The organism is Bacillus sp. FSL W8-0102, from assembly GCF_038007225.1.
Taxonomy (GTDB): domain Bacteria; phylum Bacillota; class Bacilli; order Bacillales; family DSM-4216; genus Bacillus_O; species Bacillus_O smithii.
The window spans coordinates 3,228,729-3,244,778 of sequence record NZ_JBBOWT010000001.1; the positions used below are offsets into that span (position 1 = coordinate 3,228,729).

20 protein-coding genes are annotated in these 16,050 nt (G+C 41.1%); 7 read left to right on the top strand and 13 right to left on the bottom strand.

The window, feature by feature from the left end; genetic code table 11:
• Window positions 1-78: 78 nt before the first annotated feature.
• The 4 genes from N1I87_RS15290 to N1I87_RS15305 all read right to left on the bottom strand — a co-directional run bounded on the left by N1I87_RS15290 (window position 79) and on the right by N1I87_RS15305 (window position 3,338).
• Window positions 79-1,011 carry an aldo/keto reductase gene (locus tag N1I87_RS15290; RefSeq protein ID WP_341102721.1) on the bottom strand — a complete coding sequence of 311 codons (933 nt, stop codon included), beginning with the start codon at window positions 1,009-1,011 and terminating at the stop codon, window positions 79-81.
• Window positions 1,012-1,156: 145 nt separating this feature from the next.
• A complete protein-coding gene (locus N1I87_RS15295) occupies window positions 1,157-2,269 on the bottom strand; it encodes an RNA-guided endonuclease InsQ/TnpB family protein (RefSeq protein WP_003353586.1) in 1,113 nt (370 codons plus the stop codon).
• 11 nt (window positions 2,270-2,280) lie between these two features.
• Window positions 2,281-2,679, bottom strand: a complete 399-nt coding sequence (gene tnpA, locus N1I87_RS15300) for an IS200/IS605 family transposase (RefSeq protein WP_003352529.1) — start codon at window positions 2,677-2,679, stop codon at window positions 2,281-2,283.
• Between the two features lie 314 nt (window positions 2,680-2,993).
• Window positions 2,994-3,338, bottom strand: a complete 345-nt coding sequence (locus N1I87_RS15305; RefSeq protein WP_341102723.1) for a DUF3139 domain-containing protein — start codon at window positions 3,336-3,338, stop codon at window positions 2,994-2,996.
• Between the two features lie 172 nt (window positions 3,339-3,510).
• Here N1I87_RS15305 and N1I87_RS15310 point away from each other — a divergent pair, with 172 nt between their 5' ends.
• Complete coding sequence (locus tag N1I87_RS15310) at window positions 3,511-3,978, top strand: VOC family protein (protein ID WP_341102725.1); 468 nt, start codon at window positions 3,511-3,513, stop codon at window positions 3,976-3,978.
• A gap of 221 nt (window positions 3,979-4,199) precedes the next feature.
• A complete protein-coding gene (locus tag N1I87_RS15315; RefSeq protein WP_327825102.1) occupies window positions 4,200-4,394 on the top strand; it encodes a DUF6366 family protein in 195 nt (64 codons plus the stop codon).
• 231 nt (window positions 4,395-4,625) lie between these two features.
• On the opposite strand, the gene N1I87_RS15320 is transcribed toward N1I87_RS15315, so the two are convergent.
• From N1I87_RS15320 to N1I87_RS15330, 3 genes are read right to left on the bottom strand one after another with little or no spacing between them, the layout of a single operon-like run.
• The gene (locus N1I87_RS15320) at window positions 4,626-5,060 is read right to left on the bottom strand and encodes a class I SAM-dependent methyltransferase (RefSeq protein WP_341102728.1); all 435 of its coding nucleotides are present in this window, start codon (window positions 5,058-5,060) and stop codon (window positions 4,626-4,628) included.
• Window positions 5,050-5,928, bottom strand: a complete 879-nt coding sequence (locus N1I87_RS15325) for an IS982-like element ISGsp1 family transposase (protein ID WP_011231214.1) — start codon at window positions 5,926-5,928, stop codon at window positions 5,050-5,052. Before N1I87_RS15325 ends, N1I87_RS15320 begins: the two co-directional genes overlap by 11 nt.
• Before the next feature lie 35 nt (window positions 5,929-5,963).
• On the bottom strand, window positions 5,964-6,302 hold the full coding sequence (locus tag N1I87_RS15330; protein WP_341102730.1) for a class I SAM-dependent methyltransferase: 339 nt from the start codon (window positions 6,300-6,302) through the stop codon (window positions 5,964-5,966).
• A 422-nt stretch (window positions 6,303-6,724) separates the two neighbouring features.
• Between N1I87_RS15330 and N1I87_RS15335 the strand changes: the two genes are divergently transcribed.
• Window positions 6,725-7,360: a LysE family translocator gene (locus tag N1I87_RS15335; protein ID WP_341102732.1), complete on the top strand. Its 636-nt coding sequence runs from the start codon at window positions 6,725-6,727 to the stop codon at window positions 7,358-7,360.
• 292 nt (window positions 7,361-7,652) lie between these two features.
• Window positions 7,653-7,928, top strand: a complete 276-nt coding sequence (locus N1I87_RS15340) for a DUF4395 family protein (protein WP_341102733.1) — start codon at window positions 7,653-7,655, stop codon at window positions 7,926-7,928.
• 51 nt (window positions 7,929-7,979) lie between these two features.
• Here N1I87_RS15340 and N1I87_RS15345 read toward each other — a convergent pair whose 3' ends face one another.
• Window positions 7,980-9,161 carry an IS701 family transposase gene (locus tag N1I87_RS15345; protein WP_040037972.1) on the bottom strand — a complete coding sequence of 394 codons (1,182 nt, stop codon included), beginning with the start codon at window positions 9,159-9,161 and terminating at the stop codon, window positions 7,980-7,982.
• Between the two features lie 94 nt (window positions 9,162-9,255).
• On the opposite strand from N1I87_RS15345, the gene N1I87_RS15350 reads away from it, so the two are divergent.
• Window positions 9,256-9,765, top strand: a complete 510-nt coding sequence (locus N1I87_RS15350) for a DUF4395 family protein (protein WP_341103443.1) — start codon at window positions 9,256-9,258, stop codon at window positions 9,763-9,765.
• On the opposite strand, the gene N1I87_RS15355 is transcribed toward N1I87_RS15350, so the two are convergent.
• From N1I87_RS15355 to N1I87_RS15375, 5 genes are all read right to left on the bottom strand, one after another.
• Window positions 9,689-10,471, bottom strand: coding sequence for an ABC transporter permease (locus N1I87_RS15355; protein ID WP_341102736.1), 783 nt, complete (start codon window positions 10,469-10,471; stop codon window positions 9,689-9,691). The genes N1I87_RS15350 and N1I87_RS15355 overlap by 77 nt on opposite strands.
• Window position 10,472: 1 nt before the next feature.
• On the bottom strand, window positions 10,473-11,249 hold the full coding sequence (locus N1I87_RS15360) for an ABC transporter permease (RefSeq protein WP_341102738.1): 777 nt from the start codon (window positions 11,247-11,249) through the stop codon (window positions 10,473-10,475).
• Entirely contained in the window at window positions 11,239-12,219 is a 981-nt protein-coding gene (locus tag N1I87_RS15365; protein ID WP_341102739.1) for an ABC transporter ATP-binding protein, read from the bottom strand. The genes N1I87_RS15360 and N1I87_RS15365 overlap by 11 nt, the downstream gene beginning before the upstream one ends.
• A gap of 49 nt (window positions 12,220-12,268) precedes the next feature.
• Window positions 12,269-12,562 (bottom strand): DUF3219 family protein, encoded by a 294-nt coding sequence (locus N1I87_RS15370; protein WP_341102743.1) that lies wholly within the window; start codon window positions 12,560-12,562, stop codon window positions 12,269-12,271.
• 123 nt (window positions 12,563-12,685) lie between these two features.
• The gene (locus tag N1I87_RS15375; protein ID WP_341102744.1) at window positions 12,686-13,297 is read right to left on the bottom strand and encodes a YqcI/YcgG family protein; all 612 of its coding nucleotides are present in this window, start codon (window positions 13,295-13,297) and stop codon (window positions 12,686-12,688) included.
• A 712-nt stretch (window positions 13,298-14,009) separates the two neighbouring features.
• Between N1I87_RS15375 and N1I87_RS15380 the strand changes: the two genes are divergently transcribed.
• Window positions 14,010-14,564: a DJ-1/PfpI family protein gene (locus tag N1I87_RS15380; RefSeq protein WP_003354172.1), complete on the top strand. Its 555-nt coding sequence runs from the start codon at window positions 14,010-14,012 to the stop codon at window positions 14,562-14,564.
• Window positions 14,565-15,519: 955 nt separating this feature from the next.
• Window positions 15,520-15,843, top strand: coding sequence for a phospholipase (locus N1I87_RS15385; RefSeq protein WP_327825109.1), 324 nt, complete (start codon window positions 15,520-15,522; stop codon window positions 15,841-15,843).
• Window positions 15,844-16,050 lie beyond the last annotated feature (207 nt).

Consider the following 16,050-nt stretch of genomic DNA (forward strand, 5'->3'; position numbering starts at 1 on the left):
ATTCTTATATATCAGCCGTTTCTGTATGCAAGTAAAGCCGTGCTGACAATCTTCAACACGGCTTTGTTTCCATTATGGCTATGATTGAAAAATACGATCAATGCTTTCAATTTCTTCTTTCGTCAGCTGTACATCTAGTGTCTTCAAATTGTTCACGACTTGTTCCGGTTTCTTTGCACCTGGAATGAGTGCATCGATGGATTCTCTTGTTAAATACCAAGCTAGCACGACATAAGCAATTTCCGTATTTTTCGCTTCAGCAATTGGGCGCAGCTGCTCAACCTTTTCCAGATTTCGGACAAATTCTTCTCCTTGGAACAACGGATTTTTGGCGCGCAGATCATCGAATTTCGTCTCTTTCGTATATTTTCCGGCTAAAAGACCTGAAGCCAGAGGAAAATACGGTACAAATGAAATACCTTGCTCCGCGGTATAAGGCAATAAATCTTTCTCCGCTTGCCGCTTAAACAAATTATATTCCGATTGCAGCACGTCCACATAACCGTCTTGATTCGCTTCTTTTAATTGTTCAATCGAAAAATTGGATACGCCGATGGCTCGAATTTTTCCTTCATCTTTCAGTTTCTTTAATTCACCGACCGCTTCGTACTTTGGCGTGGATTCATCGGGATAATGGATGTAAAACAAATCGATGTAATCCGTTTGCAGCCGTCTCAAGCTGTCCTCCACCGCTTGGCGAAGGAAAGCAGGAGAGTTGTCAATCTCAATCTTATCGCCTACAAATTTATGTGCTCCCTTCGTTGCAATCACTGTATCTTCCCGGCGGAACTCTTTCAACACTTCCCCGATTAATTCTTCAGAACGTTCAGGACCGTAGATAAATGCAGTATCCAAAAAGTTGACGCCGTTTTCCAAAGCAGTGCGAACGACTTGTTTCCCTGTTTCTTCGCTCAAATTCGGATAAAGATTGTGGCCACCAACCGCATTCGTTCCTAACCCTATCGGATTGACATATAAATCCGTTTTTCCTAATTGAACCTTTTCCACCATCAGTCCCTCATCTCCTTTTCATTTAGTGAACTACCCTCCACTTACCACCCTTGTGGGTCGCTTGAAGTGGGGGCTTCTCGGGTAATCCTATCTAACGATAAGAAATTGACCGAGCTTACCCTCTCGTTCCGAAAGTTATTATTCTTTATGCTAATATGCGTAATCCTTCATTTTTGATATTGATTGCTGAATTGTGATCACGATCTAATACAAAACCGCAAGAACATTCATATACACGTTTAGATAATGGCATTTCTTTTTCCTTGCCACAACAAGAACATTTCTTAGTAGAAGGGAACCACTTATCGATTTTTACAAGTTGTTTCCCTTGTTCTTTTAGCTTGTATTCTAAGAAAGTAGTGAACATACCCCAGCCATTATCATGAACACTTTTTCCAAAATTGAGGGCTTGAGACATTCCTTTCATGTCTAAGTCCTCAATGATAACTGCGTCATAGGTTGATGCTAATTCTTTTGATTTATGGTGAAGAAAATTCTTGCGTTGATTGGCAATTTTCTCTTGTAACTTTGCTACTTTCAAACGTTGTTTTTCCCAACGTGCAGAACCTTTTTTTCTGCGAGAAAGAATTCGTTGTGCTTTTGCCAGTTTGTCTAATGCTTGTCGATAGTACCGTGGGTAATTGGCTTTCTCACCCTGTTCACTCTCGACATATAGACCGTCCATAGCAAAATCTAAGCCAACTACTTTTTGAATCTTTACTGACTGAATATCTTTCTCGTATTCTGTCAAAATCGAAATATAATATTTACCTGTCTTTGTTTTAGAAATAGTACAAGATTTGATTTTATAATCAGCAGGTATTTCTCTATGTCGGTTCATTTTCATTGGCTTTTTGATTTTTGGTAGTTTGATATGACCATTTTCTAGCTTAATATTGCCGTTGACCATATTGGTTGTGTAAGATTGTTTATTTTTCTTGCTTTTGAATTTAGGAAACTCCGCACGACCTTCAAAAAAGTTCTTATAAGCATTTTGCAAATTGATCTGTGCGTTTGCTAAAGCTAAAGAATCCACTTCTTTTAGGAATGGAAATTCATCTTTGTATTTCGCTGGTGTCGGGAATGCTTGTTGTTTAAGCGTTTCTTTATCGTTTTTGAATTTCTCATACGTTTCCTTACGTTCTTCCAGCATCTTATTGTAGACAAAGCGAACACAACCAAATGTTTTGGCTAATTGGATTTTCTGTTCTTTATTCGGATACAAACGAAATTTGAAGGCTTTGTTTTGTTTGGCCATATCAAATCACCTCACTTCTGACCTTGATTTTCAATGTATTTTTTTATGACTTCTATTGGTGCACCGCCTGTTGTAAGCAGGCAAAAGCTTCTTGACCAAAACATCTCTTTCCATAGTCTTTTTCGGATATGAGGAAAGTTTTTCTTTATCAGTCGAGAACTTGCACTCTTATACGTATTGATGAACTTCGATAATTCAGAATTAGGATGTGCTTTGAATAGGATGTGGATATGATCCTTATCATGATTCCACTCTGTCAAAGTAATGTTGTATTTTTTTCCGATCTCAATGAACATATCTTTTGCAAAATCAGATATTTTATCGGTGAACACTTCTCTGCGATACTTTACAACTAATACAAGATGATAATGTAATAGGAACACTGAATGATTATTACTATCCAATTTCATTGATATATCAATCCTTTTTTATATATAAGACTGATTATATCAAAACCTTTGGCTAAAGCCAACCGAAATTCATCTCCCACCTACTCATTGGGCTACGCCCTGCACATTCCTTGAGGATGGGAGACTTCTTTCGGAAATCCGTTAAAAAATGAAATGAGCGCGGTCTCCAACCATCCGTTCTGAAAACAGTAAAAATCACGGCATTTGAATTGGAACTCCTACTTGTTCGAGGGAGGCTGTGCATGAATGCAGTGGATTACTAAATAGCAACCATCTTTTTAAGAGCGTAAAGAATTTGCTTGATACAACAAGAGTCATTCCTCTAAATATTTTCCTTTCTCTTTCCTTTTCGTTATTTCTGCATTGGTTTGATCGTATGCCAATACGAAAACATTAGCGGGAATCAAACCGCCATTACAAAAATATTCGTAGCGGATGCCTTTTTCATCTTTGTAGTAAACAACCATGTAATAAACCCCTTGTTTGCTGTCGTAAACCATTTTTTTATTTTCAATCTTGTCGGTATATCCTTTTTCCTCTATGTGATCCATGATTGCTTTTTCTGTCAATGCTTTTTGAAAGTAAAATTTGTATGTAAGAAAGCCGCCTCCGATAAGAATCAACATTCCAATAATGAAAACCCATTTTTTGTTCCTCATTTGTTCTCCCTTTTTTAGTCTACATTGTCATATATTCCTGTTTATTTTCTCAATCATCTTATTAATCAGATTACCTGTACAATACAATAAAGTAAATATTTTCTTGATAGGTGGAATACTTATTAGTTAATATGATATGGGGAGTATATTCAATGACAAAGGCGTGGGAGAAATGATAAAAGGGTTATATGAGGCGCATTTGCCTGTAAAAAATTTAGACATTTCAATCGAATTTTATCAAACATTAGGATTGAAATTAGCTTTGCGCTATGATAAGATTGCTTTCTTTTGGATAGAAGAAGGAAAAAGCTGGTTAGGTCTGTGGGAAGGAAAGGAATACAAGACTCCATACCATCCATCACTAAGGCATATTGCTTTCCGAGTATCTTATGAGGATTTAAAAAATTCTTTAAAATGGCTCAAATCACTGCAAATTGAAGCGGTATCTCACGGCGGCCGAACAACTAACGAGCCTTTTATAAGACCCAATCAAGGGAATGCTTCGGTTTACTTTCATGACCCCGATGGCAATAGCTTAGAATTAATGTGTAATGTAGAGGTCCCAGATGATTTAAAACATATGACCGAAACATTGTCATTTGAAGATTGGGAGAATTTGATTGCCAAACATTCAAGATGAGAAAGAACAACAAAAGTAATATTCCGTTATAAAACCTGGATTTTTACTTAATCCAGGTTAAGGATATAGAATAAAAATTTATAAAACTATAAAATCTAGACATTTTTCTTTTAAGATAAGTTCGTATATTCAAAGGAATATTGTAATTTTATGTTAAAAAGTTATTTGAACTAATAAGTATGAAATATATTTACGTACGTCAGAAGCATAGGGGTGGCTTTGTGAACCAAGATGCCCAAGACAGAAAACAAATAGAAGAACATAAGAAAAATCCAATGGGCAATTTCTCAGACTCTGTTAACCGTTCTATGGTTGGTCATTTAGGAGCAATAGCAAAAGGCGGTTGTCTTACAAAAGTTATTACTTTGGTAATAATTATTGGTGGCATTCTTATGCTCTCACAATGTTCTAATTGAAATTTAAATATATTTAAAAACACTTGGAATAAATCCAAGTCAGAAAATAGATCCCATCCAGGAACCCAGAGTTATATATAATTGATTTATTCAGCTACATCGAATGTGATTTGCGCTGCTCGACTTCTTTCGGATCCGAAAACGTATAAAACCATCATTAAAAACGTTTTGCTGTGGTTAACGAAAATCATCATACTGACCATCTGTTTTCTTTTTAAATGAACAGGGAATTCACCACAGCTTTTCCGCAGCTACAAACCAGAGTTGCAAATCTTCACTGTCTCCATTTGGATCGGACTCTGTTTGAACATGGAGACGTTGATCCAAAATTCGATAATGTGGCTGTAATAATGTTTTTATTTCCTGTTCATCAAAAAAATGTAGCGGCTTTCCTTCATGTTTTATAAATGTATTAGGTTCTATTTCATTGCCAATGCCGTAATTATTGGAATCATATATGGAGATACAAGAAAAAGCGAATACTCCCTTGGGTTTTAAAAGAGATGTGATTCTGTCCATAAGAACTTGTCTTTCTGCTTTGAGAAACAGATGTATGACATTAGAAAGATAAATACCGTCAAATTTCTTTTCTTGAAGAAATCTTTGGTCGAAAATATCTCCAACTTCGTAATGAACCCGTGGTGCTAGTTGAGTGTCAGCGCTCAACCAGCCCTAGTGTGACCAAGGAATAAGCCAACAAGATGCCATCGAGTGCCACTTCAAACCCGGCAATGGAATTCGCTCGAATGTCGGTGATCCGGTATTGGTCTACGAGAATCGAAAACACCGTCTCGATGACTTTGCGTTTTTTCCTGATCCATTCTTCCCATGCCTTGGATGGGCCGTGCTTTTGATTGTGTCGAGACGGTGTCCAGAACGCGGCTTGGTGTTCTTCGTACAGCTTTTCTCGAAGAGCGTGGCTGATGTACCCTTTGTCCCCAAAGTTGTAGGGATGAGGGATTTGAGTCATCACCGTTTCAGCGGCTTTGACGTCGTGGCAGGACGCTTCCGTCACGACATAGCCCATGGCCAGCCCTTGATTGGTCACTTGAAGATGCAGCTTGAAACCGTAGTACCATTGCTTTTTGGAAGCACAATACCCCATATCCGCGATCCCTCGAAACCGCTTGACGCGCTGCATTCTTGCGGGATGGCACAACGGAAGAGGCAAGCTGTCGACGACCGCATAAGCATGGTGTTGGCCACGTTTCGCCAGCTCATGACGGATCCATTTGATGGCGAAACCAAGCGCTCGGCAGCGGCGGTTGTATCGGGAGCGTTCAAGAAACGAGCCGTTTGTGAACAAATTTCCCGTGACAAAACGATGCCAGGCTCGTTCGGAAGAAAAGCCCAGCAGCTTCCCCAAAAGGTGAACCGCCATGACCACTTCGTCTTCTTGCTTGACCAAGTGACGGTTGCGGCGATGAAGATACATTTGAATCAACGACAGTTGGGCAGAAACAAAACAGAAAATAGCGGCATATTGTTTTTGAAGTTTGGCTGGATCTGTAGTAAAATGAAAGTGCTCTTGCATGGGGGATCTCTCCTTTCGAATGTTGGGTGACACTTTCATTCTACTGGAGATCCGCCAGCAAGGGCTATTTTTATGCTTGTCTGAGTTTTATCTAGCACCACGGGTTCGTAATGAATATTTTTTACCGATTGACTATTTGCATATTCAACGGCTTGATTGATGGCCATATCTGAAATATCGAATGCGGTGACATCAAAACCTTGAAGAGCAAAATAAAAACTGTTGCGCCCATAACCGCATCCTGGTACAAGCACATTTCGAACATGATAACGTTTAAAATAATCATTGGCTAACAAAGCCGAAGGACACGGATCATCCCCCCAAATCCGTCCCCTTTGATACCTGCTATTCCAATAATCGGTTCTCGAACTCACAATTAATCTCCTTATTCGTTTTTATAATCGAAATATTACGATTATTTATTACGTTCTTTTCTATCTTTTTCCAAATACCAAATTAAATCTAAGGAGATTGGGAGTATCTCCTCTTTTTCCTATTGATTCTGTCTATTTCGAAGATGGCCTCATGAGTTTCTATTAATCTACCATTATGGAATGAGATTGACAATTATTTTTTAGTTAAAGAACAGATCGATAAAAGATTCTTATTCATGAGTAAATTTTTATTGAAGCTATCAATCTTAAAATAAAAGACGAAACCTCGTGGGCATTTGACGCGCAAATAAATTTAAGAATAATAAAAAAATTATGGTAAAATAAATGGAAATGGAATCCATCTATACACACTGCCAAAAAAGTGCAGCAAGACGTTTAATGACAGGGAGAGTGTTTTTATTGTGAATATTTTCAGCTACATCGTTCTAGGTCTTTCGCTTTCTATACCCGTTGGTCCCATCAGTATAGAAATGATTAAGAGGGGGATTAAAAACGGATTTTGGCATTCTTGGGCAGTTGGTCTAGGCGGAATGTCAGCAGACATCGTATTAATGTTTCTCATCTATTTTGGTATATCTACTTATTTGACTACCCCGGTGGCCCAGTTGATCATGTGGATTTTCGGATTCATCATACTGGTATACTTGGGATACGAAAGCATAAGAGAGGCTTTTAAAGAAGTCCATATATCCGATGAAATACAAAAAGAAAGCATATCGAAGTCTTTTTTATCGGGATTTTTAATCGCTATTTCGAATCCGCTCAATATTATTTTTTGGATAGGCATTTATGGTTCTGTTCTGACAACTACTCTTAATACCGTAAGTCAAGGCCAGTCTTTCCTTTACAGCAGCGCTATTTTTATCGGAATTGCACTTTGGGATATAACCGTTGCCGCATCCGTCCATTTCGGGCGAAAATTTACGAATCAACGTTTCATAAAATGGCTATCGGTCATTGCGGGATTGGTTTTAATAGGCTTTGGCATAAATTTTGGCTACAAAGCAATCAAAAGCTTGCTGCATATTATAAGTTAGCTTTAATATGATCATTTTAATCCGTTTAACAGAGTCTTTACCGTTTCTCACCCTTGCCGGACAACAAAAATTGCTCATGCTCTTACGTAAAAAATGAAAAAATTTTTAACATACACAAAATGAGCCAATGTTTTATTCGATCGCTTTCGGGTTTTCTTTTTTCTCTTAACGGTCTTTTTTGCAGTCTCATACATTTCGGGGGATTCAGACCTCCCCCTTCTGTAAGGGCTGAGGCTTTATTCCGACTAATAAACTATGTATAATATAAATTATAATGAAAGGAGGAATTGCGGTGAGCATTCCGAAACCGCTTGTCCAAATCAATCAGACGTTTATTGTCGTGACGGGTCTTTTAGGGATTTTCTTTCATATGTGGCTGTTGTTGCCATTTTTAATCGGGGTCTATACGCTCGCAACAAAACAAAATCCCATTATTGTATTCAGTAAACGTTTTCTATCGAAGCCTCTCAATCAATATCCTCAGGAAGATAAGGATCAGCAAATTTTTAACCAATGGATTGCAACGATATGCTTAGGTTTATCGCTTTTATTCTATTACTGTAGTTGAGCAATTTTAATTACAATAATTACCATGTAAAAGAGACAAACAGGGTACCCCTTATGCCACGTGGAGCTGTTTTTTCACGGTATCAATGGGAATATTTTGTTTCGCTGCACGGTAAATGAACTCCACGAGGCTATGTCCTTTTCTCTTGCGCAGAAGATCGAGCCCATCAGAAAAATCGCTGTTCGACTCGAACATGCTGTACACGTAAGCAAGCTGCACCAAGATCCAGTAGCGTTTCACCGCCCGACGTCCGCGAACGCGGTATCCATCGAGTTTCAGCTGGTCTTTCGCTTGACGGAAAAAACATTCGATCGACCAACGCTGGGCATAGTAGCGCAAGATCTCTTCATCGCTTAGATCCCGGTCGGTGCTCAAGACGCAGTGAAGATGTTCCGATGTCATCGGCTGATCGGCTTTCCAAGCGAGCAGCACCACGGCATCATCGAGACCTTTGAGAGAGCCTTCGTAGCGATAAACCCGATAACGCTCTTCTCCCACCGTGACGAGGTGAGTGTCTTTCGGTTCGATGTAGCGGGCAAACTCCCTCACCTGAACCGCAATGCCTTTTGGATAAAGAAGCCGATTGGCCTTGAGCATTGCGATTACGTGGAATCCCTTTTTCAGACAAGCTTCCACGAGCGTTTGCGATGGATACCAAGAGTCCATCAGCACATAAACAGGACGGTGTACATCCAAAGAAGAAAGCATCTCGATCGCGAGTTCCCCCTTGCTTTTCCCAGCCGCCTTGTCGTAGAGGCGGAACGCAAAGGGAAAAGCCTGGGTCATCGTATGAACCATGAGCCAAACGAGAGAATGTCCCCAGATCGACTTTTTCTCTGTGTGAGAATAGTGCCAATCACACCCTTGAATGGCGTGCGTTGCCTGTGACGAAGGCTTGGTTTTTTGGCAAATCGTATCATCGATCGAAACAAAAAGGGGTTGATTCTCCTGTTTGGCGATGCGTTCGACACGACGAAGCATCCACTGTTGAAGTTTGCGAAGCAGCGTCTCTTCATCCCAAGGGCTTTTCGTGAAAAAATGGCTGAGTGTCGTGCGGTGGTTCGGATGAAAGCTCCAATGATGAAGATCGGTCAATGTTCCCGCAAATCCTTTGGTGGTCAGCGCATCCACGATATGAACGAGATGCTTCATGACAGGTTTTGAAAAATAAAGTGCCAACCCCAACATCGTGAAAAACTTGTGGATTCCTTGATGATGTGCTAATCTATTCATGAGACATGAACCTCCTTGTGAATAGTTTTGGTGACACATCTATTCTAATCAAGGAATCGGGTTCATGTCTCTTTTTTTGTTTGGTTGTAAATTTATGTTAGCGAATTTGCTCATCTATAGCTATTATTTGCATTGGGATGTTGCCGGTTATGTGTTCAATATCATGGTGGTTTTGGCAGCAGGTATTGCACTAATGGGATTTTGCATCGGCTGCTTTATTCGTTATCAATTACATGATGTGGAAACATCGCCGAACAAGCAGAACATAACTTTCCGAATTAAAAAAAGGTCTAACCGCGCCATCACAGCCATTTTTCATAACATTTCTCTCCAAAAAAAAGGCATGTTTTCGCAATTGGAAAACATGCCTTTTTCTTTTACCTCTTTTTTCATGCACTCTTTTCTGTTGGAACACCGCATCCAGCCAGCTTCTAAACTTAGCGATTTCATAAATCATTTATTTCTGTTTGCCAAACAGTCATCAGCAAACTTTATCCCTTTAAAACACAAAAGGGGTCAGGCCCCTTTTATGCACTGGTGTACGACCGGAGCGCATATCGCCAAAACCGGCGAGACAGCCATAAGAACAGTCCGGCAAGGATAATGGATACAATGGTGGTCATCCCGTTCCATTTTCCCAATAAAGACAATGCCGGCGTACTGGTAATAAAAGCGGCAGGCAAAACGTATGTCAACACGATGCGAAGCCAGCTGCGATACATGCTGATGGGAAACCTTGTTGTTTCAAAAAATGAATTAAAAACAAAAGATAAATCATCGATGCGAATGACCCAAAAAGAGGTGGTCATCAACATCATCCATAGCGCGTAAATCAAGACGAGAGCAGCCCCGATACTAACGATAAACATCGCTGCATCCAACACGGACGGCATATAATGTTTCTCTATCAACGCATAGATCATCAAACCGATGCCGAGCAACACATCGATCAAGCGCCAAAAAACTAAATGACGGAAGCTGACATAAAACATACTGTCCACCGGCTTTGTCAATATATGATCAAACGTGCCCGTGCGAATATGCTGCAGCAGCCGGGACATGTTCGGGCGCAAGGCAAAATCGATCAATCCTTGAAGCACATTGAAGATACCAAGAAGCAGCAACACATCTGCGTATCCCCAACCGCCGAGATGGTCTGTTTGGTAAAAAAACACCTTGATCGTCAAAATGGCCATCCCGATGCCAAACAAACTAGACAGGAAATTTCCCATAAATTCGCTTCGATATTCAAGTTCTTCTACTAAGCAAGTTCGAAAAAATTCTCGAAAAACGCGCCAATACCGTCGCACATTATCCCCCCACCGCTTGGTTTTTCCTGAGTCCGGCCTTCCAAAGCAACATTATTGCGAGCATAAAAATCAGGCTCCACGTAACCGCCCATCCGAATCCAAACACGATATCCAGCCCTCGGATATCTCCATTCAATATTTCGATCGGAAACCCGACCATATATCGAAACGGCAAATACAAGCTGAGCGTTTTTACAGACGGCGGCAGCAGCGACAGCGGGGCAATGCGGCCCGATAAAAAGAGAGACACCGCTTCGAACATTCCATACATGGCTGACACTTTTGTGATCCAAAATCCTAAGAGACCGAATATATAACTGAATAAAAAGCGAATCACCGCTCCCAATAACAGCGCACAAAAAAAGAGCAGCCATTGCGTCCCGTTTATTTGCCCCAGCCGCAGCGCCGGAACAAAGATCGCCAGGATACTCCATACCGGAACTAAAATCACGAAAAATAACGCTTTGTACACAATATTCTCAGCAATTGCCCAATGAATGGGGTGAAACGGACGGACAATTTGATAAAAATAGGTTCCCTCCCGAATTTCCCGCTCCATCTCCCAAACATCCCAAGCACTTGTCATCCGTTCAACGAAAATCAATGCCGCAAAATAAAAAATAAACGCATTCTCATGATGAGGATCGATATTCATCCATACCATCATCGTAATCAGCGGCTGAACCATGGCTCCCGTCATCCAGACAATTGTTGCCAGCCGATAAGCAAACATCTCCACATATTTCATCCGAAGAAGAACGACGTATTTACGAAACATGAGACTCCTCCTGAAACGCTCGCGTTATTACTTCTTCCATCGGCGGTTCTTGTATGTTTAAATCACGGACGTCAAACCGCTGCAAAAATTGCGAAGACACCTCCGGAATGCGCTCCCTCGGCACACGAAGCGTGACTTTTCCCTCTTTGGCATCGACCAATTCGCCGTATGCCTCCCATGAAATATCAGGAATGGAGGCAAGACGAACTTCCAGCAATTTGTACGGCGTCAATTTCTCCGTTAACCTATCCAGTCCGCCGTCATACAACAGCTTCCCGTGATTAATAATAAGCACCCGGTCGCATAGTGCAGTCACATCGCCCATATAATGCGACGTCAGCAATACGGTTGTGCCGTGCTGGCGATTATATTCGCCGATAAAGCGGCGAACCTTTTCCTGCGTATGGACATCCAAGCCGATCGTCGGCTCGTCGAGAAATAAAACTTGCGGCCGATGCAAAAGCGCTGCGGCCAATTCGCATTTCATCCGCTGTCCGAGCGATAAACTTCTAGTCGGCTTCGTTAACAGCGGCTCCAACTCCAACAGCTCGACAAGTTCGTCCAATGTTTGCCGAAACACACGGTCTTCTATTTCATAGATCGCTTTATTGACGAGAAACGTCTCCATCGGCGGAATATCCCATATGAGCTGGCTTTTCTGCCCCATCACTAAACTTATGATCTTCTTAAATTCCGGCTTCTGCTCAAACGGAACATATCCCGCCACTTGAATGTGCCCGGCGCTTGGATAAAGCAGCCCGGCCAGCATTTTAATCGTCGTTGTTTTCCCCGCTCCGTTCGGCCCTAAAAATCCGACAATTTCTCCGGAAGGAATGGTAAAGGAAATATCCCGCACCGCTTCCACCGTACGATATTCCCGCTTAAACAAACTGCGTACCGCATCCATCCAACCCGGCTGCCGAACGTGGACGCGAAACCGCTTGTACAAATGCTCTACTTGAATCGACATATGGCCTCCCTCTGTTCCTTCCCGCACCGTCTTGTATGCTGACCCTTTTTTAAATCGCCTCAACCAACTCCAACCGAAAATCGCCAACCTGATTTTCTTTATACAAATTCGTCACAGAGGTGGAATAATTTTGAATCGTCCCCCTAAAATTCAGATCTTTTTCAGGAACCGAAACATCAAATGTTTTCTGATACAGCAACGTCGTAATATCATGATATTCATCGCTTCTCACCTTAAAAGCAAAACGAATTTTATGTAAAGGAACGCCGTTTTGGCGGATCACTTCCTCTTCAAACTCCTCTGCTTGAATAGCAACACCGTTCAACACTACTTTCGTCACCATGCCATCCATTCCTCCTTGTCTGTCGTTTACCCAAAATCATAGCACGAATGCTCCCCCGTCACAAACATTCAGGCTCGAATGCAGCCAGCCCTTTCCGTTTGCCATACTTTAAATTGCCAAAATTTAACGCTTTAAAGCATCATTGGGGTCAGGCCCCTTTATGGAATGAAAGGGGCATTTTGATAAAGAGGTGTCATCGTCGTGCAAGAAATATTGTTTCCATTCATAATTGTCTTCATATCCATATTGGTTTAGGTTTGGATGTGCCGGAATGGAGTCATAGTTTTCCAGTCTTTTACGAATCTTGGACCTTATTTTATTAGCCAATGTTGGGGAAGCATTGAATTCTTTCAGCACCCATCTTGGTGTGACGGCTAACATAAAATAAGGAAAATACCGGCTTTTTCTTCTAGTATGTGATGGGGTGGCACAGTACATAAAATACGGTTCATTGTGAAAACAGAATTCCCATAACGAATCATGAGGATCTTTTGGGATATGGCTAGGCCAATCAAACGGGTCCATATCACTTAAACCGTTCAACAAGTTCCAAAATAGCTGTTCAAATTGTTCCACACTATAAGAACGAATCCATTCCATAGGCGTTTCGAAAAATATAATAAGAGAGGTATATTTTCCAAGCTCTTTAGAAGCTTGGTTGAATTCTGTTAGTAATGAGGCAAGTTCTTGAATAGAAGAAATTTTTCTAGGGTCTCCCACAAACCCGTAGCGCAAATGATTGAGGGAATATCCTTGCGTCGCAGGGATACACGGGAATGGCTTTTATCTTTGCTTCAAATTTCTCCAATGCATCCCTTTTCCATGGCTGCAAAAGAATCCTATTTGTTTTTTCGTCTTTGAATAATCCCATTATATCTCCACCTCCGCATTCCACCACATTGTATTCAGAGTGAAAATATAGGTGAATGTCCTATCTTAAATCAGGACAAAGCAATAAGATATAGATGCTGAATTTAAAAGCGGAGAGAGAGTTGACTTGGGTTCAATGGTTTTCACAATAAAAACAAATTTCCTCTAAAATGCAGCTCCTTTCCAAAAGATTTCTTGTCCATATTAGAATAGCCGCAAGAAGAAAGGAGCAACAGAATTTAAAGAATGACTCACGCATTGACATCCACAGTTTCGCAAAATAAGAAAAGCTCCGTTTTTCGTTTGGTGAAATAAGTTCAGGCAGAAAAGCAGCGTATTTGAGCGCTTTTCATTGTTCTTCCAAAAGTTGAGAATTGAAGGAGTGAAAATTGAGAGGTTCGCTTTCTGACGACGACAGCATAGCGAATTGACGCTCACCATAAAACCATCATGTTGCTCTTCCCGTTATTTTTTACCTAAAAAATAAGAAACCCCTATAATCCGAGCATATTTCTTTTAATTTTTTCCGTCTTTCAGTATTATAAAATCTGAGTCTAACAGGTAAGGAGGCAAGATCATGAGCAAAAAACTATTGATTGTAACAGGAGATGCGGTAGAAGCTCTTGAGGTATATTATCCATACTATCGCTTATTAGAAGAAGGATATGATGTCACGATTGCCGCGCCGAAGAAAAAGAAATTACATACGGTTGCGCATGATTTTACCGGCTGGGATACATTTGAAGAAAAACAAGCCTACCTTCTTGAAGCGCATGCAGCATTTGCTGACATCGATCCAACGCAATACGACGGAATCGTCATTCCAGGAGGACGCGCACCTGAGTATATCCGTCTTGATGCAGACCTTCAACGCATCGTTAGACATTTCTTTGAAGCAAATAAACCAATCGCTGCAATCTGCCATGCGTCTCTCATTTTTGAAACAATGCCAGATTTATTAAAAGGACGCAGCTTGACTGCTTACATCGCTTGCAGACCAGGTGTAGAAGCATTAGGAGCAACGTATGTATCCGACAGCAACGTACATGTCGACCAAAACCTTGTTTCTGCACATGCTTGGCCAGACCTCCCTGGTTTCATGCGCGAATTCATTCGCTTGCTTCAAAAATAAGAAGCCAATCCCCTCAAGTTGACTTGAGGGGATCTTTTATGTGCGCCCGGCATGTACATGAACTATAGGGTGTAAGTCCCGAACCCGAAGTAGAGGTTAGCCAAGAGCAAGGGTGTCCGTGGTGACGCGGAATCTGAAGGAAGCTGGAGGCAAAACACCGGTCCGAGGAACACGAACCTCATATAAGGCTAGGTATGATTGAGTGAGTTTGCATAACAAAACAAAGCTCTTTCTGTCGAAGGTCATATCGAGTAAATGAGGCGGATAGATGGTGTGAAAGTGCATGTACTTACCCGGGGAGGTCTGGCGGATATGTGAAGTACTCTTCATAACCTACTTAGTGATAAGTAGCTGAACCGTCAGAAGTCAGCAGAGGTCATAGTATTAGTTGGTCTAGAACAACTAAGAAGGACCGAACAATTAAGAGAGAATAGCCCTTGGTATTCAGTGAGTCATGATGAACACAGAAAACGTAGTACCTCACTTGAGGGAGGAAGCGGTGAATCCCGTGGGAGACCTCTTGGAGGGTGGAGTGACCACTGGCATAAAGAGAACAGCTATTCACGGAAGTTATAAAGACTTGCGTCAATTATCTTAATTGAACCGCCGTATACGGAACCGTACGTACGGTGGTGTGAGAGGACGGGAGTTAATCGCTCCCTCCTACTCGATTTACTGCTTTTTATTGATTTCTTCATACTTGCCCCATTCGATTGCCGAAATCGCTGTCCATTTGAATTTTGCCTTTTTAACAGAACCCCTTTTATCCCCACATCTTCAAAAAAGTTTCCACCCATTGCTTGCATTCAACGAAACATCACCATCAACCCCCTTACTCTTTCTTTGTTGTGTTGCAGAGCTTACTAATGCCGATTTAAAGGTTGTTGCACCCATTTGGCATATATCAAGGCTTTTGGAATTTCACGAACCACATTTTTTCATATTTTATTAAAAAGTGGTTCTAGGGGGTGTCATTTTGCATAGGGATCCAAGAAGAAAAAGATCACCAGGATTTTGTATTTTCCCGGGATATAGATGGTGCGGGCCGGGATGCAGCGGACCAGGTGCGCCCGTGAACGATGTAGATGCTTGCTGTATGAAGCACGACCTGTGTCTAAGAAGTGGTAAACCTGCTTGCCAGTGCGATTATGAATTTATGGATTGCCTCCGTTCTAAAATGAATCCACATACCCAAAAAGGAAGACATGCCATTCTTATGTATCGATTTATGCAATTAAAAACACTCGGATGCGGCAGAAATGATAGATTCAGAAAGTAGCTTGAACTACTCCCAGTTCGGTATGGGAGTAGTTTTACTATTTGCTGCAAGCATGTCGGTTTTTATCAGGAAGCCCTCATGATTGGATTCATCATACTTGTTGAATGTTTCCTTCAATCTCTGTTCAAAAAATGAATTTGTTCCTTGCATCTTACATAAATGATCAATCCATTAACAAAACTTCTTTCCTCCCTCTCCTATAGTCAA

Bases quoted from the DNA above. Each gene is read 5' to 3' on its own strand.
- N1I87_RS15295 (WP_003353586.1), bottom strand. From the start codon at position 2,269: ATGGCCAAACAAAACAAAGCCTTCAAATTTCGTTTGTATCCGAATAAA.
- N1I87_RS15305 (WP_341102723.1), bottom strand. From the start codon at position 3,338: ATGAGGAACAAAAAATGGGTTTTCATTATTGGAATGTTGATTCTTATC.
- N1I87_RS15290 (WP_341102721.1), bottom strand. From the start codon at position 1,011: ATGGTGGAAAAGGTTCAATTAGGAAAAACGGATTTATATGTCAATCCG.
- tnpA (WP_003352529.1), bottom strand. From the start codon at position 2,679: ATGAAATTGGATAGTAATAATCATTCAGTGTTCCTATTACATTATCAT.
- N1I87_RS15310 (WP_341102725.1), top strand. From the start codon at position 3,511: ATGATAAAAGGGTTATATGAGGCGCATTTGCCTGTAAAAAATTTAGAC.
- N1I87_RS15350 (WP_341103443.1), top strand. From the start codon at position 9,256: ATGTTAGCGAATTTGCTCATCTATAGCTATTATTTGCATTGGGATGTT.
- N1I87_RS15345 (WP_040037972.1), bottom strand. From the start codon at position 9,161: ATGAATAGATTAGCACATCATCAAGGAATCCACAAGTTTTTCACGATG.
- N1I87_RS15370 (WP_341102743.1), bottom strand. From the start codon at position 12,562: ATGGTGACGAAAGTAGTGTTGAACGGTGTTGCTATTCAAGCAGAGGAG.
- N1I87_RS15325 (WP_011231214.1), bottom strand. From the start codon at position 5,928: ATGCAAGAGCACTTTCATTTTACTACAGATCCAGCCAAACTTCAAAAA.
- N1I87_RS15365 (WP_341102739.1), bottom strand. From the start codon at position 12,219: ATGTCGATTCAAGTAGAGCATTTGTACAAGCGGTTTCGCGTCCACGTT.
- N1I87_RS15380 (WP_003354172.1), top strand. From the start codon at position 14,010: ATGAGCAAAAAACTATTGATTGTAACAGGAGATGCGGTAGAAGCTCTT.
- N1I87_RS15360 (WP_341102738.1), bottom strand. From the start codon at position 11,249: ATGTTTCGTAAATACGTCGTTCTTCTTCGGATGAAATATGTGGAGATG.